The sequence below is a fragment of the Silvimonas iriomotensis genome, assembly GCF_014645535.1.
Lineage (GTDB): Bacteria > Pseudomonadota > Gammaproteobacteria > Burkholderiales > Chitinibacteraceae > Silvimonas > Silvimonas iriomotensis.
The window spans coordinates 156441-175656 of the sequence record NZ_BMLX01000006.1 but is presented as its reverse complement, the minus strand read 5'-3'; the positions used below and the strand labels follow the sequence as shown (position 1 = coordinate 175656).

The following is a 19216-nucleotide window of genomic DNA, read 5'->3' as shown; positions in this document are numbered from 1 at the left end:
GCTGTCCCGACCGTGGTTAGGGTTGATCGTCCAGCCGGTATTCCGCGGCTTTGGCGTGGGCTTGCAGGCCCTCGCCATGCGCCAGCGTGCTGGCAATGCGGCCCAGCTTTTGTGCACCAGCAGCCGAAACCTGGATCAGGCTGGAGCGCTTCTGGAAGTCATACACCCCCAGCGGGCTGGCGAAACGCGCGGTACGGGCGGTCGGCAGCACGTGGTTGGGGCCGGCACAGTAATCACCCAACGATTCAGAGGTGAACTTGCCAAGGAAAATCGCCCCGGCGTGCTTGAGTTCCGGCAGCCACACTTGCGGCTCGGCCACAGACAGTTCAAGGTGTTCCGGCGCGATCCAGTTGGCGATATGACAGGCCTCTGCGAGGTCTTTCACATGAATCAGCGCACCACGGCCCGACAGCGACGCGCGGATGATTTCGGCGCGCGGCATGTCTGGCAACTGGCGCGCGATACTGGCGGCGACTTTGTCGATAAAAGCGGCATCCGGGCACAGCAAGATGGCCTGGGCGATCTCATCGTGTTCAGCCTGGCTGAACAAATCCATGGCGATCCAGTCCGGATCGGTGCTGCCGTCACAGATCACCAGGATTTCCGACGGGCCGGCGACCATGTCAATCCCGACAATGCCGAACACACGGCGCTTGGCCGCGGCGACATAGGCGTTGCCCGGGCCGGTGATCTTGTCGACTTGCGGAATGGTTTGCGTGCCATACGCCAGGGCGCCCACGGCTTGCGCGCCGCCAATGGTGAAGGCGCGGGAAACGCCGGCGATATACGCGGCGGCCAGCACCAGATCATTGCGTTCGCCACGCGGTGTGGGCACAACCATGATGATTTCGCTCACGCCGGCCACATGCGCCGGAATGGCATTCATCAGCACCGAAGACGGGTAAGACGCCTTGCCACCAGGCACATAGATACCGACGCGATCAAGCGCCGTGACTTGCTGGCCCAGCATGGTGCCGTCTTCGTCGGTGTACTGCCAGGACGTGGCTTTTTGATGTTCGTGATACCGGCGCACGCGGGCTGCAGCGGCTTCAAGCGCCTCTTTCTGCACTTGCGGCAGGCGTTCGAAGGCGGCTTTGAGTTCGGCTTGCGACAGTTCCAGTTCTGCCATGGTGCTGGCGTTCACGCTGTCGAAACGCTGGGTGTATTCAACCACGGCGGCATCGCCGCGCTGTTTGACGTCATCCAGGATGGCGGCCACGCGGGCATCCACTTCCGGGTCTTGCGAAGACTCAAAAGCGAGCAGGGCCGAGAGTTCTTGCTGGAACTGGGCATCGCGGGAATCAAGGCGGCGAATCATGGCAGGTGTCCGGTTTGGCAATGGAGAGAACAATTATAACTGCTGGGGACCGCGCCGTTTTACAAGGGCCGGGCAGCAATACTGACAAAAAAGGTGGATGGCTTCTCGCTCATCCACCTCCTGCGGCGGCCGTTTCAGTCGCGACGGGCTGCGACTGTGGCGGCGAACGTATCGATAATCGGCTGCAGGCGATCTTGCTTGAGCTTGAGCGCCGCCTGGTTGACGATCAGGCGCGAGCTGATGTCGCGCACGTCTTCCACGGCCACCAGGTTATTGGCCTTGAGCGTGCCGCCGGTGGAAACCAGGTCAACGATGGCATCGGCCAGACCCACCAGCGGGGCCAGTTCCATGGAGCCATACAGCTTGATCAGGTCCACGTGCACGCCCTTGCCGGCAAAGTGCTCACGCGCGCATTCGGTGTATTTGGTGGCAACGCGCAAACGCGCACCTTGCTTGACCGCGCCTTCGTAGTCGAAGCCGTTCTGCACGGCGACCATCAGCTTGCAGCGGGCAATTTCCAGATCCAGCGGCACATACAGGCCGGCGCCACCGTGTTCCAGCAGTACGTCCTTGCCTGCCACGCCCAGATCGGCTGCGCCATATTGCACGTAGGTCGGCACGTCAGTGGCGCGCACGATAATCAGGCGCACATCTGGATGATTGGTGCCAATGATCAGCTTGCGCGAGGCCTCCGGCGCTTCAGCGGGCACGATGCCGGCAGCGGCCAGCAGGGGCACGGTTTCTTCGAAAATGCGGCCTTTGGACAGCGCAATCGTAATCATATGAGTCGTACTTTCTTGATTATTTGAACAATTTAAGAGTCAGCGGATAACGCGAACGCCAGCCGTTAATGGCCTTGGCGCCTTCCCACAGGCTGAACATGGCCGAGCCGACGGCAACCCACCAGATCGGGAACACGCTATGCGCTGTATAACTCATGATCATGGCAAGCGCGTACAGGCACCCCATCAATAACTGGAAATTGGCTGCCTGAACGGCGTGCTGTTCCACGAATTCCGAGTGCACGCGGGCAAACTGCAGCACCAGGAACGGGATGATCAGCGCCAGTACCGGCATGGGCAGGTACGGAATCCAGAAAATGCCGGCCAGATGCGTGAGCATGGCAACGGTTTTTTCGACGCCATTGGGCGGCTGCAATTTGCCGTCGCTGTCGTCACTGGCCGGCTTGGGGTTCAGCGTCAGCATCAGGCAATCCGCTCGATGCTGGCACCAATGCCGCCCAGCTTGGCTTCGATATGCTCGTAGCCACGATCCAGATGATAGATACGATCGACAATGGTTTCGCCTTCGGCAATCAGACCGGCGATCACCAGCGATGCGGAGGCGCGCAGATCGGTTGCCATTACGGTGGCGCCAGAGAGTTTCTCGACGCCGCGCACAATGGCGGTATTGCCTTCTGTGCTGATGTCCGCGCCCATACGGGCCAGTTCCGGCGCGTGCATGAAGCGGTTTTCAAAGATGGTCTCGGTCATCACGGCCGTACCTTCGGCAATGGTGTTGAGCATCATGAACTGGGCTTGCATGTCGGTCGGGAACGCCGGGTACGGCAGCGTGCGCACGTTGACCGCCTTGGGGCGCTGTTTCATGTCCAGCGCAATCCAGTTGTCGCCCGCTTCAATGTAGGCGCCGGCTTCACGCAGTTTGTCCAGCACGGCTTCCAGAATGTTGGCGCGGGTATTACGCAGCACCACGCGGCCTTGCGCGGCGGCGGCGGCGCACAGGAACGTACCGGTTTCGATGCGGTCAGGCACTACGGAGTGCGTTGCGCCGTGCAGCGACTTCACGCCTTCGATGGTGATGGTATCGGTGCCGTGGCCGCTGATTTTGGCGCCCATGGCGATCAGGCACTCGGCCAGATCAACCACTTCCGGCTCACGCGCGGCGTTTTCAATGGTGGTGATGCCTTCAGCCAGCGTGGCGGCCATCAACAGGTTCTCGGTGCCGGTCACGGTCACCATGTCGGTGACAATGCGGGCGCCCTTGAGCTTGCCCTTGGCCTTCACATAACCGTGTTCAATGACGATCTCTGCACCCATGGCCTGCAGGCCCTTGATGTGCTGATCAACCGGGCGCGCGCCAATGGCGCAGCCGCCTGGCAAGGACACCTGAGCTTCGCCAAAGCGGGCCAGCGTCGGGCCCAGCACCAGAATGGAGGCGCGCATGGTCTTCACCAGATCATACGGCGCGCACAGATTGGTGACGGCATTGGCGGTCAGTTCGTACTCGTGCACGTTGTCGGTCATCACGCGTACGCCCATGCCTTGCAGCAGCTTTTGCGTGGTTTTCACGTCGCGCAGTTGCGGCACATTGGTCAGGCGCAGGGTATCGGCAGTCAACAGGCCCGCGCACAGAATCGGCAATGCGGCATTCTTGGCGCCAGAGATCGTAATTTCGCCTGCCAGCGGATGACCGCCGGTGATTTTGAGTTTTTCCATGTTCTTTTGCCCGCTCCTGCGGGAGGGAATGCGGTTAACGTGCAGCCTGCCGGCTGCGCAAAGTACTGTTTGTGATGTCTGTCAGAGGTATTTCCACAGCAACCAGGCCACCAGCGCAATCAGCCAGGGCAGGTTGGTGAGGGCGATCAGCTTCTGGGTGCTACGGTCGCGCGTGGTGCGCTGGGTCAGCATGGCCTCGTCGATCTTCGCCTTGTGGGCGTTGATGCCATCGAGGTTGAAGCGGTTGTCGCTGCTCACAGCGCGGCCCATTCGGCCGGCGTGGATGTCTTTTCCAGCGAGAGCGCATGCAGCTCGCCAGAATCGATCACATCCTTGAGGGCCTCTTTGACAAGGCGGTGTCGCGCCAGCAGTGCCAAGCCCTCAAAACGGGGCGAAACAACGCGGGCGTAGAAATGGTGGCCATCACCTTTGACCTCGGCCACAGTGGCGTCCAGTCGGGTGATCAGCAGGGTTTGAACTTGCTCGGGAGTCATGTCTATCTTTGCTTTCTGGCTAGTGCCTTAATTTATAACCGGATTTTATCAGTTGCCAGCCCAGTGTGGCGAGTGCCAGCAATGTGAATCCGCCAACGGACAGGCTCAGCCATGGTGAGACATCAGCCTGGCCGAAGAAACCGTAACGGAATCCGTCAATCACGTAGAACACCGGATTCCAGTTGGACACGCCTTGCCAGAAGGGCGGCAGGCTGTGAATCGAGTAGAACACGCCCGACAGGAAGGTCAGCGGCATGATCAGAAAGTTCTGGAATGCGGCCAGTTGATCAAACTTCTCTGCCCAGATACCGGCGATCAGGCCCAGAATGGCCATGATGCTGGAGCCCAGCAGCGCAAAGACGATGACCCACAGCGGATGCTGGATGGGCGGAATGGCAAAGAACAGCGTCACCAGCAACACGCCCGCGCCCACCACGATACCGCGCAGCACGGCGGCCAGCACATAGGCTGCAAAAAACTCGAAGTGCGACAACGGCGGCAGCAAGATGAACACCAGGTTGCCGGTGATCTTGGACTGGATAATGCTGGAACTCGTGTTGGAGAACGCGTTCTGCAGCATGGACATCATGGCCAGCCCGGGAATCAGGAAGGCCGTGTAACGCACGCCGGGGTAGGGCTCGACGTGGGCGTCCAGCACATGGGCGAAGATCAAGAGATACAGCAGCGCCGTCAGAATCGGCGCCAGCACGGTCTGAAAGCTCACCTTCCAGAACCGCAGCAACTCTTTGTAGAAAAGGGTGGAAAAACCTTGCATGGGGATGTGTTCCATCGGGGCGGGCATCAGGCATCAGCCTGCGGCGCCACGCCCTTGCATCATTTCGACAAAGATATCTTCCAGATCCGGCTTGGCGATTTCGACATCACGCAAAGCGGCGCCGTGCATGCGGATCTGTTCCAGAATGCCTTCGACTTCAGAAAGATCGGAAAGGCGCAGTTCATACTGGCCGTCTTTTTCTGACAGAACCTGCTCAGCCAGGCTCATGGGCAGATTGCCGCTGGCCAGCCTGACCCGCAGCGTGCGTGCCTTGCCACGGTTCATCAGCTTGGCTTTGTCTTCCAGTGCAATCAGCCGGCCTTGCTTGAGCATGGCAATGCGATTGCACAATTCTTCGGCTTCTTCCAGGTAGTGCGTGGTCAGCACAATGGTGTGGCCTTGCTCATTGAGGCGACGCACAAAGGCCCAGAGGGTCTGACGCAGTTCCACGTCCACGCCGGCGGTGGGTTCGTCCAGCACAATGACAGGCGGGCGATGCACCAGCGCCTGCGCCACCATCACCCGGCGTTTCATGCCGCCAGACAGTGCCCGCATATTGGCGTTGGCTTTATTGGTCAGCCCCAGGTTTTCCAGGATTTCGTCAATCCAGGCATCGTTCTGCTTGAGCCCGAAATAACCGGACTGAAAACGCAGGGTTTCCCGCACGTTGAAGAACGGATCGAACACCAGTTCCTGCGGCACGATGCCCACGGCGCGGCGCGCATTGCGGTAATCGGTGACGACATCCCGCCCCATGATCGACACATGGCCGCTGGTGGCGCGCGCCAGTCCGCCAAGAATGGAGATCAGCGTGGTCTTGCCGGCGCCATTGGGGCCGAGCAGGGCAAAGAAATCGCCTTCCTCAACATTGAAGCTGACATCGTTAAGGGCTTGCAGGTCGCCGTAATGCTTGACGACGTTCTGGAACTGGATCGCGCTCACTGCTCTGCCTTTGCGGGGGCCGAAGCGTCTGCTGTTGCGGGTTCGACCGCGACGGCGGACGCCGCAACCGCTTGCGGTGCCGCGCTGGCCTGGGTCTCGGTTGCGGCAGCCGGCTTGTCGGCAGCGGCCGGTTCGCTGGCGCTGGCCGCAGGTTTGGCAGCCGGTGCCGCGTCGTCGGCGCCATCGTCATCATCGATATCGCCCAGTTGCAGCGGGTGCGGCGGCTTGCCGTCATAGACCTTGTACCAGCGGCGCTGCAGATAAGCGTCGCGGATATAGGCATAAGGGTCAGGCTGGGACTCAATCAGTTGATCCAGCGGCAGCACTTGCGCGCGCAGGTTGATGCCATCGACCGCCGACCAGGCGATCTGCTCGCCCGTGGTGTTCAGATAGCTGCCCGGACCATAGAACCAGCGCACGGTCGGATCAACCGCATCGCGCAGCGTGGTCGGGCCAAGGAACGGCAGCATGATGTACGGGCCGGAGCCAATGCCCCAGTGACCCAGCGCCAGGCCCAGATCCTGATCCGGCTTGGGCATGTTCATGTCGCTGGCCCAGTCGAAAATCCCCAGCAGACCAATGGAGGTGTTGACCGCCACGCGACCAAAGCTCACGCCGGCGTCCTTGAAGTTGCCTTCCAGGACAGAGCCCAGCGCAGAAAACAGGTCGTCAATGTTGCCAAAGAAGTTGCTGGTGCCTTGCTTGACCGGGCCCGGCGCATAGTTGGAATACGCGGTGGCAACGGGTTTGACCACGGCACGGTCAACCACGTTGTTGACCACGAAAATGCCGCGGTTCACGGGTTCCAGCGGGTCATAGTTGTTCTTGGGGCTGGCACAGGCAGTCAGCAGCAAGGCTGCAATGGGCACGAGTCTTCGCATGATCGGGTATCGGGTCATGGGTTCAGTAGTCAGGGCTGTATTGTAAGTGGTTTCTTGCAAAGCTATCAGCCTGAGTTGCAAAGGATTATGACAATGAGGAAAAGCAAAAACCCCGCACTGTGGCGGGGTTGGGCCGAAACTGCTCAGGCACCGACAGGAAGCAGGGTCTGCACGTCATACAGCCGTATCAGTTCGGCCAGTGAGACGGGCATGCCGTTGATCGCCAGCCGGGCCTTGCGGGCCTGTGCCATACGCTGCCAGTGCAGCAATACAGACACCGCGGCTGAATCCACTTCGGCCACCTGAGTCAGGTCGAGCGTCAGTTCGCTTGCGCCGTCAGGCCACTTGAAGGCCGCCAGCTGCGCGCTGGCGGTCAACATCGTGAGATTGCCTGTGACGGTATACGTACTCATTTGGCTGCAGAGCCGCTCTTGGTGGCATTGGCGTTTTGCGCGGCCAGTTGCTGGATCAGGCCATCAATGCCGTCCTTGCGGATCACGGTACCAAACTGGTTGCGGTGGCTGTTGATAAAGCTGATGCCTTCAACCGAGATGTCGTACACCTTCCAGCCGTTATCGGCCTTCTCGAAGTTGAAATCCAGACCGATCGGCTTCTGGCCCGGCAGGTTTACTTCGGTTTGCACGGTTTGTTCATCTGCCGAATCACCCGGGCGCGAGCCCTTCACATCGACCGACGAATTCTTGTAGATGGTCAGTGCAGACAGATAGGTACGAACCAGCATGGTGCGGAATTCTTTGGTCAGCGCGGCTTGTTGATCCGGCGTTGCGCTCTTCCAGTAGCGGCCCACAGCCAGCGCGGTCATGCGGTTGAAGTCGGCCAGCGGGACCAGCTTGGCATCCACCTGGTCGCGCACAGCGGCCGGATTCTTCTCGCCCTTCTTGAGGATGTCGAGCACGTCCTTGCTGACGTTGCGGACAATCTGTTCCGGCGTATCGGTGGCCGCAGCAAAGGCAGCGGGGAGCAGTGCGGCGGCACACAAGGCCACCAGCCATTTTTTGAGCACGTTCATTATTGGTTTCCTGCGTTTGTTTTGTCGCCGCTGTCCTCTGCTTTGGAGAACAGGAAGCGACTGATCAATTGTTCAAGCACAATGGCCGACGAGGTCAGTTTGAACGTACTGCCTGCGGTCAGCATCTTGTCGTCGGCCCCCGGCGTAATACCGATGTATTGTTCGCCCAGCAGGCCCGACGTCAGGATTTCAGCCGAGGAATCACGACTGAAATGATAGTGATTATCCAGCGCCATGGTCACTCTGGCCACGTAACGGGAGGTATCCAGTTCGATGTTTGTGACCCGTCCCACGACCACCCCGGCACTTTTAACGGGGGCGCGCACTTTCAGGCCGCCAATGTTGTCGAAATTGGCCGTCACCGTGTAGGTCGAGCGTGCGGGCAGGGCGCTCTGGCTGCTGACGCGCAAAGCCAGGAACAATATGGCAACCACCCCAGCGGCAATAAACAGACCGACCCAGAAGTCGAGCATGCCTCGTTTCATCAGATTCCCCGGAACATGAATGCGGTCAGGATCACATCCAGACCAAGAATAACCAAAGCCGAAATCACCACAGTGCGGGTGGTCGCGCCCGACACGCCTTCGGCCGTCGGTGGTGCGTCATACCCTTCAAACACCGCAATCAGCGACACCGCGATACCGAATGCAATGCTCTTGATCACGCCGTTCATGACATCAAAACGCAGATCCACCGAGCTTTGCATTTGCGACCAGAAGATGCCGGAATCAAGCCCCAGCAACTGCACGCCAACCAGATAACCGCCAATGATGCCCATGGCACTGAACATGGCTGCCAGCAGCGGCATGGAAATCACCCCGCCCCAGAACTTGGGCACCACCACGCGGGCAATCGGGTTGACCGCCATCATTTCCATGGCAGACAACTGCTCTGTGGCCTTCATCAGGCCGATTTCCGCCGTAATGGCCGACCCCGCCCGGCTGGCAAACAACAACGCGCCCACCACCGGACCCAGTTCACGCACCAGCGACAAAGCCACCAGCACACCCAGCGCGGATGAGGCGCCAAAGCGGCTCAGCGTGTCATAGCCCTGCAAGGCCAGCACCATACCCACAAACAGGCCGGAGACCACGATGATCAGCACCGACAGCACGCCGGCAAACCAGATCTCGCGCATGGTCAGACGGAATCGCGTCAGTGCGGTGGGCGAGTGGCGCAGTACCGAAAACAAAAAGCGGCCGGCAAAACCGGTCTTGATAAATGCATTGGTAAACGGCTGGCCAATGGCCGAAAAAAACCGGACCAGAATGTTGCCAGTACGATCAGTCATGCGGCTGCTCCAGTCCCAGATCAAGCGCGTAATCGGGCGCCGGTTTGTGGAACGGCAACGGGCCGTCACGTTCACCATTAATGAACTGTTTGATAAAGGGCTCGGTCGACGCGCGGATTTGATCCGGCGTACCCTGGCCCACCACGCGACCTCCGGAGAGGAAATACACATAGTCCACCAGCGCCAGAGACTCTGCGACATCGTGCGTGACGATGATCGAGGCCGCACCCAGCGCGTCGTTCAGTTCACGCACCAGCTGGCCAATGGTGGACAGGGAAATCGGGTCCAGCCCGGTAAAGGGCTCGTCGTACATCATCAGCATCGGGTCCAGCGCAATGGCGCGGGCCAGTGCAACCCGGCGTGCCATACCGCCCGACAGTTCAAACGGCATCAGGCTGGCTGCACCGCGCAGGCCCACGGCCTGCAGCTTCATCAACACCAGATCGCGGACGACGGTCTCTGGCAGGTTGGTGCGCTCCCGCAGGGGGAAAGCCACGTTGTCGTAGACCGACAGATCGGTAAACAGCGCGCCGAACTGGAACAGCATTCCGAGCTTGCGGCGCATGGCGTACATACGGCTTTCGGAAAGCGTGCCGACGTCTTCACCATCTACCATGACCGAGCCGGACTGAGCCTTGACCTGACCGCCGATCAGCCGCAGCAAGGTGGTCTTGCCGGAGCCCGAGCCGCCCATGATCGCCACCATCTGGCCGCGCGCGATCGTCAGCGATACATCGGTGAGAATGTCGCGGTCGGAATAGCCAAAGCGAACCCGGTCGAGCTGAACAAGCGGGGATGTCATGCGGGCCTGGTTAGACTGATGAGTACAAAGGCTGTCTATTTTAGGTTGAAAGCGGCTTTGCCGCCAGTCCTATGAACATGTCATGACGTGTAACAGGTCCTGGTTGTGCATCGCTCGACAGAGAGAGGACAGCCAGAAAACGGTGAATTGTCGGTGTTAATCAGATTCCGGCTACGCTGGCCTGACAAAGGGTCACGTTTTTGCTGCTTTTTGCGGTTTGCCTGAGCATCAAGTGCCCGATTGACGGTAAAACGGCAAAATTCACATTTTATGTAGTTTTACTTCATTTCAGGGTCGCGCCGCGCCTTCACGTGATCAATGAAGGCCCGCAGTTTGGGCATGACCTGCCGTCGGTCGGGGTAGCACAGAAACACGCCTGGCAGCATGGGCGAGTACGCATGCAGCACCTGAACCAGCTGCCCGGTCTTGATTGCGTCCGCTACCATGGGCTCAGGCAGTTGCGCCAGCCCGATCCCCTCCAGCGCGGCACCCAGCAGGGCGGGAAAATCGCTGACGATCAGCGGTCCGGTTACGGCAATGTCGGTCGTTTGCGCGTGATGGGTGAAAGACCAGGTTGCCATCGCCCCGCTGGAGCGACGCCAGCGCAGGCACGCGTGCTCGCGCAGATCATCCGTGTGCGTTGGCGGGGTGTGCTTCTCAAAATAAGCGGGGCTGCCGACGACCACGAGCGGGAACGGCAGTGTCAGCGGCAGGGCGACCAGATCGGCATCCACCAGTTGGCCCATGCGGATGGCGGCATCAAAGCCTTCGGCGGCCAGGTCGACCACCTCTTTGCTGGCGGCAATCTCGACTTCAACCTCCGGATATGCCTGGTGGAACGAAGCAAGCAAAGGCTCCAGCAACAGCGGCACGATGGCGCGCGGCACCGACAGCCGCAACAAACCAGTCGGGCGCTGACCCAGTTCACGGGCCATGTCACGTGCGGCGACCAGTTCTTCAAACGCGGGCCGGGCGCGGGATAAAAACCGCTCGCCGGCCTCCGTCAACCCGACGCTGCGCGTAGTGCGCACGAACAGCGTGGCGCCAATGCGCTCTTCCAGCAGACGCACTGCCTGGCTGATGGCAGAAGGCGTGACCCCAAGCTCTGCTGCGGCCTTGCGAAAATTGCGATGTCTGGCAACGCACAGGAACGCTTCCACACCATCAAGCGCACCTTGTCTGACCGTGAAGTTTTGCTTCATAGCCCGTCAACATTGTGATGAATAGTCGCTTGCGCGCATCGATGGTACACCTAACGTGCATGCCGATGACATGGGATTAGGCCCCGCGCACCGGCCCTGGTATCCACTGCAAGCCCGTCAGGAGAACCGCTGATGAATGCGTCCACCACTTATGCTTCTGCCATTGCGCCGGCCCCGGCATGGCGCAGCCTGTTCTGGGCTGCACCGCTGACCCTGTTGTGGATCGGGGTGATGTACTGGCAACCCGTGATCCCCTCCAGCGGCTTTCAGACCACAGCGCATCAGGTCGTTGCGCAAATCCTGATTGCGCTGGGCTTGTGGCTGGCACTTGAGCGCACTGCGCTGACGCCGGCTCAGCGCCGCAACACCTGGCTGGCTATTCTGATCCCGCACATGCTCTGGTTTGCGGTGATCTGGAGCGCCGCCATTCATGGCGTGTTCCGGCTGCGCATGCCGCCGCCACTATTGCCTTTGCTGCCATTGGCGATCTTCCTGCCGTTGATCGTCGGGCTGCCGTTGCTACTGGCGTCAAAGCGGGTGGGGCAAGTGCTGGACGCCATGCCGTTATCCTGGCTGGTGGCGCTGCAGTTTTATCGCATCTTCGGCGGTTGGGCTCTGGCGGCCTGGCTGCATGGCCAACTGGACAGTCTGGATGCATTGCCAGCTGGCACTGGTGATGTGCTGACCGGCCTGTTTGCGGTGCCGGCGGCCATTGCCCTGGCCAGTGGCTCGGCGCGCGGGCGCAAGGCAGGCATCCTCTGGAATCTGTTCGGGCTGGCTGATTTTGCGCTTGCCGTGGCGCTGGGCATGGTCACGGCCCCGGGCCGCTTTCAATTGATTGCCCCCGATGCGCCCAGCCTGAACGCCGGGCTGTACCCCTACGTGCTCACCCCGGCGTTTGTCGTGCCGGGCTCCATCTTGTTGCACGCACTCTCGTTACGGCAGTTGCTGCGCCGTTCAAGCGGCTGAAACCGTCTTCCCCCGTTCATGCTCAAGACCCTTTTTGCAGGAGGCAATATGTCACCGGAAACGATCTTTCGCTTGCATCTCATCCTCGGTTACGTGGTGTGGTTGACGTGTTTTGGCGCCTATATCTGGCCCTGGCTCAAATCACTGACAACTTTTGATGCGCAACGCGCCATCGCCACCCTGCACAGCTTTCGCTTCTTTGGCCTGGCTTTCATGCTGCCCGGCATGGTCAGCCCGGATCTGCCGGCCAGCTTTGCCATACCGGCGGGATATGGCGACCTGACCACAGGCCTGCTGGCACTGCTGGCCTTGCTCACCGCCAGAAAGCGGCTGTTGTTCTGGTTGTTTGTCGCGGCATTCAACGTGGTGGGTACGGTGGATATCGTGCTGGCTTATATCCACGCCATTGAAGCTGGCGTTCCGGCCAATGCCGGGCTGATGGGCGCGATGTATGTCATCCCGGTGATCTATGTGCCGCTGCTGATGATCACCCACGGTGCGGCCTTTTATTTGCTGTTGCGGCGGACGAGGTGGGTGCCCAATCCCTCCCGGGCTACCGGCTAAACCCGCTTGATCGCGCATCTTTGACCATTCGCATCCCGCCACCTTGATGCCAGCCGCCTTTTGAGGCGGCTTCTTATTTGACGCGAAATACGCAGGGGTAAGCTGCTGAAGACAGCAACAGGTCAGGCTGTACATCGTGAACTGTCGCATTAGCCCGGGGCTTGATGCCGGCTTGACCCGGCACTGGTACTCACGCCACAGGTGTTCGACGCGCTGGCGCAACAATTGCCGCAGTGCGTGCTATTGCCCGATACGGTTCGGCAACACCAGGTAAAGTGTGGCGACTGCTACGCTGGCAGGCCGGTAAACCGGTGGTCGAGCATGGGGCTGTCGCTGTGTTGTCGGCGGGGTCGGTACCCAGCACCACGCGCCCGTTGGCCTTCAGTTGAGAGATCGCAGTGGCCACTTGCTGCAGTTTGTCTGCCTGCATGCGTGCGGCAGCGATGTCCTCTGTGTTGACGGCGCTGGCCATTTCCTGGGTGGCCTGTTGCTGGCTTTGTTGCTGGAAGTCCCGTGCCAGTCTGTCGATTTCGGTTTGCTGCTGTTGTTGCACGGCGACGCGGGTGAACTCTGCACCATACAAATAGGCTTTAGGTGTGAGGCCACCCGCGCGGGCGATCAAGTCACGCAGGTTTTCGCCTTCATGCGCTTCATAGATGCCAGGCGTGCCCACTTCGCCTTCAATCCGTACGTAGCGGGTGCGTTTGCCGCTGTTGACCTGGATGTCGGCTTTGCTGAACACGTGCACGATGTCGCCCGCTTGCAGTTCCAGATCGTTGGCCGGGTCTTTGATCAGTGCTTGTGCCAGATTGAACGGAATCAGTCGGGTGCTGTAGGTGGTGGGGTCAACGCGTTCGATGGCCGCGTAGTCCCAGTTGATTTCCCCACGGTCGGTGTTGAGATCGCGTTTGGCCTTGAGGGCCAGTGCATTGTGGTTGTCGCGTTCATCTGTAGTGCCGCGGGTTTTGTTTTCCCAGTAATCGTCGGTCTGCAGCATGCGGCGATCCTGGATCAGGTCGCTGACATGCATGTGATCGCGCCAGGCCATGCGTACGGGTTGCACGACATTGCCGCGCAGCGAGACCACATCGTCCACGCGTGAGGACAACTCGTAAAGCTGGACGATATCGCCACCGCGCAAGGCAAACTGGCCGATGCGGGCGGGTTGTATGGTTTCTACTTTGCGCCCTTGCTGGTTTTCGATCCGCTCGACCGAAATCTGGCCGTTCAACGCCAGTTGGCGTGGGCCGCCAGCGAGTTCAATCAGTGTCTGCAGCTTTTCGTCGGGGTTTACCTCATAGATGGCGGCTTCTTTGACCGAACCGTAAATGGCGACCTGGGCGCGCGCGGCAGGAATACGGATTACGTCGCCAGGCTGCAGCAGCACGTCCTGGCTTTTGTCCCCGCGCAGCAAGAGGTCATACATATCGAAGTGGGCGATGACGCGGTTGCCCCGCTTGATCTGGATGTCGCGCATGCTGCCATTGTTGCTAGGGCCGCCGGCGGCAAACAGGGCAGACACCAGGGTTGAAAGCGGGTTAAGCGTGTAGCTGCCCGGGTTGCGGGCATAACCGGTGACAAAGATGGGGAGCATGCGCAATTGGCCCATGCTGACCGACACGTCAAAGTTGCGGTATACGCGGCCGACGGCATTGGCGATCTGCTGACGCAGCATGCCGTAGGGCACGCCTGACAGGCTGATATTGCCGACCCTGGGAATGAACACCGACCCGTTGCGATCAATGACCAATTGAAGATCTGCGTCGATGGACCCCCAGATCCGTACGCCAAACTGGTCGCCTGCACCAAGGACATAATCCGGCCCTACCGGAGTACTGTCAGCGGCCTGAAAAGGCGCTTGCCTGGCAAAAATGTCCTGTCCGAACTGGGGCAGTGCCACGCCGGCAGAGCGGCACAGGTAATGCTGGAAATCCGTCAGGTCCTGGGTGCGACAAGTGACCCGGGTAATCGCTTTGGCCGGGGCTATCTGTAACGGTGCGACCTGCATGGCATTGCGCGCGTCGGCCGTAGCCACGGGCTGCGCCAGCGTGGGCCCGCCCGAGGGCACAAGAAAGCCTGGCTGTGGGGCAAGCAGGCCGGGTTGCTGTAGCGCAAGCGCCGGATAATCCGCCGCGAAGGCAGGCATCATCGAAGTCAGTGCTGCGGCGATAAAGGCAAAACGAAAGCGTCCAGACATACGGGCTCGGTATTGAAGAATATGCGTAGATACCGGCCAGGTACTGGATCAAGGTGACCGCGTGGCGGATATCAGGTTAAGCCACGAAGCATAGGTTTGATCTACAGGGTTCGAATATCGGGGGGGTCTGAAAACGCCTGGGGAGGGCGCGAGCGGTGTTAACCAGCTCACCCATGCAGCGCAGCGCCATACTGGCGCAGCCATTGGCGGTAGGTTTTCCAGTCGGGGATGACTTTTTCCACTTCGGCCCAGAAGCGGGGGGAGTGGTTCATTTCTTTCAGGTGCGCCAGTTCGTGCACGATGACGTAGTCGATCACGGCGGGCGGGGCTTGCATCAGGCGCCAGTGAATGCGCACGTCGCCCGCAGCGGTGCAGGAGCCCCAGCGGGTGCTGGCGCTGGTCAGCAGAATGCGGCGCGGGTTGACTTGCATCCGGGGGGCGAAGTGGGCGGCGCGCTGGCTGAAGTAGATGCGGGCGGTGGCGCGGCTGAAGCGGATAAACGCGTCGCGGATGGCTTCTGGCGTTTCGATCTTGCTGGCCAGTGCCAGTACGTTGTCGGTCACATTGCTGCGGGGCGCAGGCGCGGTGATCAGGCAGGGCTGGCCCAGCCACTGCACGGCAGAGCCGTTGAGTAATTGTCTGGGGGCGGTGGGCGGGGCGTTCTTCAGGCGGGCCAGGTGGCCGCGTATCCAGGTGATCTTGGCGCGGATGGCGCGTTCTGCGTCGGCAACGGTTGCCCGGGCGGGGATGATCAGGGTCAGCCCGCTGTGATCAATTTTCAGGCCAATAGAGCGGCGGCGGGCGCTGCGGGTCAGCTGGTACTCCAGCACCTCGCCGTCGGCAAATTCAAGCTTTAGCGTGCCCATGGTCCGGAAAGCACGGCCCCGCACCCTGGATGCGGGCCTGTTCAGTTTCGATCCAGTTTTCCACTTCGACAGTGACCTCTTCTGGCACGCGGCCGGTGGTTTGAATCACCGGGCCAATCGACATGGTGAGTTCGCCCGGGTACTTCAGGAATGAGTTGCGCGGCCAGAATTCGCCGGCGTTGACCGCGACAGGCACGACCGGGATATCCAGGCTGGATGCCAGGCGGGCACCGCCATGCTTGTACTTGCCGCGTTGGCCTGGGGCAATGCGTGTGCCTTCCGGGAAGATGGAAATCCACAGGCCATGGTCAACCCGGTCACGGCCTTGCTCCATCAACAGGCGCTGGGCCTCGCCACGGTTGGAGCGGTCAATGGCGATCGGCGCGGCGGCGCGCAGGCCCCAGCCAAATACCGGAATCATGAAGAGTTCGCGCTTGACCACAAACACGGCCGGCGGAAACACCAGTTGCAGACCCATGGTTTCCCAGGCGGACTGGTGCTTGCACATGATCATGGCCGGGCCCTTGGGGATGTTCTCGGTGCCGACGATGCGGTATCGCAGGCCACAAATCACCTTGAGCGACCAGACCAGAATATGGCACCAGCCGGAAATGATCTTCACCCGGGTGTACTTGGGCAACGGCAGGATCAGAAAGCAGATCACCGCGTAGATCGGCGTCACAATACAGAACACCAGCCAGTAAATGATGGAGCGCAACAACACCATGACAGGAAGACTTCCTTGCTTATCGTTATTTGGGGCAGTTCACAACGGCGTGATCAATGACCGGCAAGCAAATGGCGCGCCACAGCGGCCAGATCATTGAACACCAGCGTGCCTGGGGGCAGGTGACCTGCCGCTTCGGTTTTGGCACCGTTACCGGTCCGCACCAGAATGGCCCGGCCACCGGCCGCCACAATACAGTCCAGATCACGCTGGCTGTCGCCAACCATGATGCAGTCTGCAGGCTGAATGTTATAACGCCGGACGATGTCCAGAATCATGCCGGGCAGCGGTTTGCGGCACGTGCATTGATCCTCGGGGCCGTGCGGACAGAAAAACACCGCGTCGATATGACCGCCGGCTTCGTTCACGGCCTTGTACATGCGGGCGTGGATACGGTTGAGCGTTTCCACGTTGTAGTAACCGCGCGCTACGCCAGACTGATTGGTGGCGACCACCAGTGACCAGCCGGCACGGGTCAGTTCGCCAATGGCTTCCAGGCTGCCGGGAATGGGAATCCATTCTTCCGGCGATTTGATATAGCCTGGGTCATCCTCATTGATGACGCCGTCACGATCCAGAATCAGCAGTTTGAGTTGCATGTGAGGCATGATCGTTTCCGCGTCACCCGAGGGTTATTCAGCCAGCAGCGACAGTTCTGCCACGCGATTCATCAGTTCAGCCAGGCCCGCCAGCAGCGCCAGACGGTTGTTGCGCACGGCCAGATCATCGGCCATCACCATGACACCGTCAAAGAACGCATCCACCGGTGCCTTGAGTGCGGCCAGTTGCTTGAGCGCGCCGGTGAAATCCTGTGCGGCCAGCGCGGTGTTGACCGGGCCGGTGACGGCTTGCGCCGCGTTGTAGAGGGCGGTTTCGGCGGTTTCGGCAAACAGCGCCGGGTTCAGCGCCGGAATATCGCCTTCCACTTTTTTCAGGATGTTGCGGATGCGCTTGTTGGCGGCGGCCAGGGCGGTGGCCTCTGGCAGCGCCTTGAACTGGGCGACGGCATCAAGACGTTTTTGCACGTCATCCAGACGCGCGAGCTTGAGGGCCAGCACGGCTTCGATGTCGGCGGCCGGGTAGTCGGCGGCCAGGTAATTGCGCAGACGTTCCTGCATGAAGTCGAACACGCTGTCGGCCACATCATGGCTGACTACACCGGTCGGGAAGGTGGCAGCGGTGGCCACCAGCAGTGACTTCAGGTTCAGCGGCTGGTCCAGCAGCATGCGCAGTACGCCCAGCGCAGCACGGCGCAGGCCGAACGGGTCTTTGTCGCCGGTCGGGATCAGACCGATGCCATAAATGCCGACGATGGATTCGAGCTTGTCGGCCAGAGCCACCGACAGCGCAATCGGGCCTTCCGGCAGCGTGTCGCCGGCAAAGCGCGGGTGATAGTGGCCTTCAATGGCGCGGGCAACTTGTTCGTCTTCGCCATCAATGCGGGCATAGTGCATGCCCATGATGCCTTGCAGTTCCGGGAATTCACCGACCATATCAGAGACAAGGTCAGCCTTGGCGAGGAAAGCGGCACGTTCGGCCAGCTTGCGGTCCGCGCCGAGGGCGGCAGCGAACTCGCCCGCCAGGCGGGACAAACGCTCGACACGCTCATATTGCGTGCCGATCTTGTTGTGGTACACGACCTGACGCAGCTTGCCGACACGCCCTTCCAGCTTGATCTTCTGGTCTTGTTCGAAGAAGAAGCGGGCATCAGACAGACGCGCACGCAGCACGCGCTCGTTGCCGTGAATGATGTGCGACGGATCGGCGGTTTCCAGGTTGGAGACCACCAGGAATTTCGGCAGCAGCTTGCCGTTGGCATCAAGCAGCGGGAAGTATTTCTGGTGCTGCTGCATCGACAGGATCAGACATTCTTGCGGCACCTTGAGGAAGTCCGCGCTGAATTCGCCCATGTACACCACCGGCCATTCAACCAGCGCGGTGACTTCATCCAGCAGGCCATCCGACGGCGCGATGGTGGCGTCGATCGCATGTGCGGCATGAGTCAGGCGATCTTCAATCAGGTGGCGGCGGGCGGCAAAACTGGCGACCACTTTGCCTTCTTCAAACAGGGTGCGGGCGTAGTTATCGGCATTGGCCAGGCTGATTTCGCCGGCTTGCGACAGGAAACGGTGACCACGGGTCACGCGGCCGGCGTCCAGATGCAACGCTTTGGTCGGGATTACATCGGTGCCGTGCAGGGCGATCAGGCCGTGAATCGGGCGGATGAACTGACCGTCGCGGTCACCCCAGCGCATCATTTTGGGGGCAGGCAGCTTTTTCAGCGCCAGTTCTACCAGGCCAGACAACACATTGGCCAGCGGCTCGCCGGTTTTGGTGGTGCGAAAAACGAACACGTCCTGCTTGCCGTCGTGACCTTTTTCCAGCTGGTCTGGCGTCACGCCGCAAGAACGGGCGAAGCCGGCCAGTGCCGGTGTCGGCTGGCCATCCTTGAAGCCGGCGGCGACAGCCGGGCCTTTTTTCTCGATGGCTTGATCCGGTTGCACGGCCAGCACGCCGGGGATGGATACCGCAAGGCGACGCGGGCTGGCAAACGGGTGGAATTCAACGTCCTTGCCCACAAAACCCAGACGGGCGAGTTCATCAAACAGTGTCTGGGCAAACGAGGCGCCCAGACGGGGCAGCGCCTTGGGCGGCAATTCTTCAGTAAAAAGTTCGATCAGCAGGGTTTGCGACATCGTTGT

Annotated in this window: 22 protein-coding genes; 2 read left to right on the top strand and 20 right to left on the bottom strand. The window is 60.5% G+C overall.

Going from position 1 to position 19216, the window contains the following annotated elements; all coding sequences use genetic code 11:
• Nucleotides 1-16: 16 nt before the first annotated feature.
• The 15 genes from hisD to IEX57_RS17830 form a co-directional block, all read right to left on the bottom strand.
• Nucleotides 17-1318 (bottom strand): histidinol dehydrogenase, encoded by a 1302-nt coding sequence (gene hisD, locus IEX57_RS17900; RefSeq protein WP_188706093.1) that lies wholly within the window; start codon nt 1316-1318, stop codon nt 17-19.
• A 134-nt stretch (nt 1319-1452) separates the two neighbouring features.
• Nucleotides 1453-2100, bottom strand: a complete 648-nt coding sequence (hisG, locus tag IEX57_RS17895; RefSeq protein ID WP_188697394.1) for an ATP phosphoribosyltransferase — start codon at nt 2098-2100, stop codon at nt 1453-1455.
• A 19-nt stretch (nt 2101-2119) separates the two neighbouring features.
• Nucleotides 2120-2524: a DUF4870 domain-containing protein gene (locus IEX57_RS17890; RefSeq protein ID WP_188706090.1), complete on the bottom strand. Its 405-nt coding sequence runs from the start codon at nt 2522-2524 to the stop codon at nt 2120-2122.
• Entirely contained in the window at nt 2524-3774 is a 1251-nt protein-coding gene (gene murA, locus IEX57_RS17885) for a UDP-N-acetylglucosamine 1-carboxyvinyltransferase (RefSeq protein WP_188706088.1), read from the bottom strand. The genes IEX57_RS17890 and murA overlap by 1 nt, the downstream gene beginning before the upstream one ends.
• A gap of 81 nt (nt 3775-3855) precedes the next feature.
• Nucleotides 3856-4032, bottom strand: coding sequence for a hypothetical protein (locus IEX57_RS17880; protein WP_188706086.1), 177 nt, complete (start codon nt 4030-4032; stop codon nt 3856-3858).
• A complete protein-coding gene (locus IEX57_RS17875; RefSeq protein WP_188706084.1) occupies nt 4029-4268 on the bottom strand; it encodes a BolA family protein in 240 nt (79 codons plus the stop codon). The genes IEX57_RS17880 and IEX57_RS17875 overlap by 4 nt, the downstream gene beginning before the upstream one ends.
• A gap of 19 nt (nt 4269-4287) precedes the next feature.
• Nucleotides 4288-5043 (bottom strand): ABC transporter permease, encoded by a 756-nt coding sequence (locus tag IEX57_RS17870; protein ID WP_188706214.1) that lies wholly within the window; start codon nt 5041-5043, stop codon nt 4288-4290.
• 33 nt (nt 5044-5076) lie between these two features.
• On the bottom strand, nt 5077-5985 hold the full coding sequence (locus IEX57_RS17865) for an ABC transporter ATP-binding protein (protein WP_188706081.1): 909 nt from the start codon (nt 5983-5985) through the stop codon (nt 5077-5079).
• Nucleotides 5982-6866, bottom strand: a complete 885-nt coding sequence (locus tag IEX57_RS17860; protein ID WP_188706079.1) for an MlaA family lipoprotein — start codon at nt 6864-6866, stop codon at nt 5982-5984. The genes IEX57_RS17865 and IEX57_RS17860 overlap by 4 nt, the downstream gene beginning before the upstream one ends.
• Nucleotides 6867-7009: 143 nt before the next feature.
• The gene (locus IEX57_RS17855) at nt 7010-7279 is read right to left on the bottom strand and encodes an STAS domain-containing protein (RefSeq protein ID WP_188706077.1); all 270 of its coding nucleotides are present in this window, start codon (nt 7277-7279) and stop codon (nt 7010-7012) included.
• The gene (locus IEX57_RS17850) at nt 7276-7896 is read right to left on the bottom strand and encodes an MlaC/ttg2D family ABC transporter substrate-binding protein (RefSeq protein ID WP_188706074.1); all 621 of its coding nucleotides are present in this window, start codon (nt 7894-7896) and stop codon (nt 7276-7278) included. The genes IEX57_RS17855 and IEX57_RS17850 overlap by 4 nt, the downstream gene beginning before the upstream one ends.
• The gene (gene mlaD / locus IEX57_RS17845; protein ID WP_188706072.1) at nt 7896-8381 is read right to left on the bottom strand and encodes an outer membrane lipid asymmetry maintenance protein MlaD; all 486 of its coding nucleotides are present in this window, start codon (nt 8379-8381) and stop codon (nt 7896-7898) included. Before mlaD ends, IEX57_RS17850 begins: the two co-directional genes overlap by 1 nt.
• Nucleotides 8381-9187 carry a lipid asymmetry maintenance ABC transporter permease subunit MlaE gene (gene mlaE, locus IEX57_RS17840; protein WP_188706071.1) on the bottom strand — a complete coding sequence of 269 codons (807 nt, stop codon included), beginning with the start codon at nt 9185-9187 and terminating at the stop codon, nt 8381-8383. Before mlaE ends, mlaD begins: the two co-directional genes overlap by 1 nt.
• Nucleotides 9180-9989, bottom strand: a complete 810-nt coding sequence (locus IEX57_RS17835) for an ABC transporter ATP-binding protein (RefSeq protein ID WP_188706069.1) — start codon at nt 9987-9989, stop codon at nt 9180-9182. The genes mlaE and IEX57_RS17835 overlap by 8 nt, the downstream gene beginning before the upstream one ends.
• 278 nt (nt 9990-10267) lie before the next feature.
• Complete coding sequence (locus tag IEX57_RS17830) at nt 10268-11191, bottom strand: LysR substrate-binding domain-containing protein (RefSeq protein WP_188706067.1); 924 nt, start codon at nt 11189-11191, stop codon at nt 10268-10270.
• 132 nt (nt 11192-11323) lie between these two features.
• Here IEX57_RS17830 and IEX57_RS17825 point away from each other — a divergent pair, with 132 nt between their 5' ends.
• Together IEX57_RS17825 and IEX57_RS17820 are read left to right on the top strand one after the other, a co-directional pair.
• Nucleotides 11324-12160: a DUF8737 domain-containing protein gene (locus IEX57_RS17825; protein WP_188706066.1), complete on the top strand. Its 837-nt coding sequence runs from the start codon at nt 11324-11326 to the stop codon at nt 12158-12160.
• Nucleotides 12161-12208: 48 nt separating this feature from the next.
• Nucleotides 12209-12724, top strand: coding sequence for a DUF8737 domain-containing protein (locus IEX57_RS17820; RefSeq protein ID WP_188706064.1), 516 nt, complete (start codon nt 12209-12211; stop codon nt 12722-12724).
• 190 nt (nt 12725-12914) lie between these two features.
• Here IEX57_RS17820 and IEX57_RS17815 read toward each other — a convergent pair whose 3' ends face one another.
• From IEX57_RS17815 to glyS, 5 genes are all read right to left on the bottom strand, one after another.
• On the bottom strand, nt 12915-14921 hold the full coding sequence (locus IEX57_RS17815; protein ID WP_188706061.1) for an SLBB domain-containing protein: 2007 nt from the start codon (nt 14919-14921) through the stop codon (nt 12915-12917).
• Between the two features lie 167 nt (nt 14922-15088).
• Nucleotides 15089-15787 carry a M48 family metallopeptidase gene (locus IEX57_RS17810; protein WP_188706059.1) on the bottom strand — a complete coding sequence of 233 codons (699 nt, stop codon included), beginning with the start codon at nt 15785-15787 and terminating at the stop codon, nt 15089-15091.
• A complete protein-coding gene (locus IEX57_RS17805; protein ID WP_188706057.1) occupies nt 15768-16514 on the bottom strand; it encodes a lysophospholipid acyltransferase family protein in 747 nt (248 codons plus the stop codon). Before IEX57_RS17805 ends, IEX57_RS17810 begins: the two co-directional genes overlap by 20 nt.
• A 53-nt stretch (nt 16515-16567) precedes the next feature.
• Complete coding sequence (gene gmhB / locus IEX57_RS17800) at nt 16568-17122, bottom strand: D-glycero-beta-D-manno-heptose 1,7-bisphosphate 7-phosphatase (RefSeq protein ID WP_229709093.1); 555 nt, start codon at nt 17120-17122, stop codon at nt 16568-16570.
• Between the two features lie 24 nt (nt 17123-17146).
• Nucleotides 17147-19210: a glycine--tRNA ligase subunit beta gene (glyS, locus tag IEX57_RS17795; protein ID WP_188706055.1), complete on the bottom strand. Its 2064-nt coding sequence runs from the start codon at nt 19208-19210 to the stop codon at nt 17147-17149.
• Nucleotides 19211-19216 lie beyond the last annotated feature (6 nt).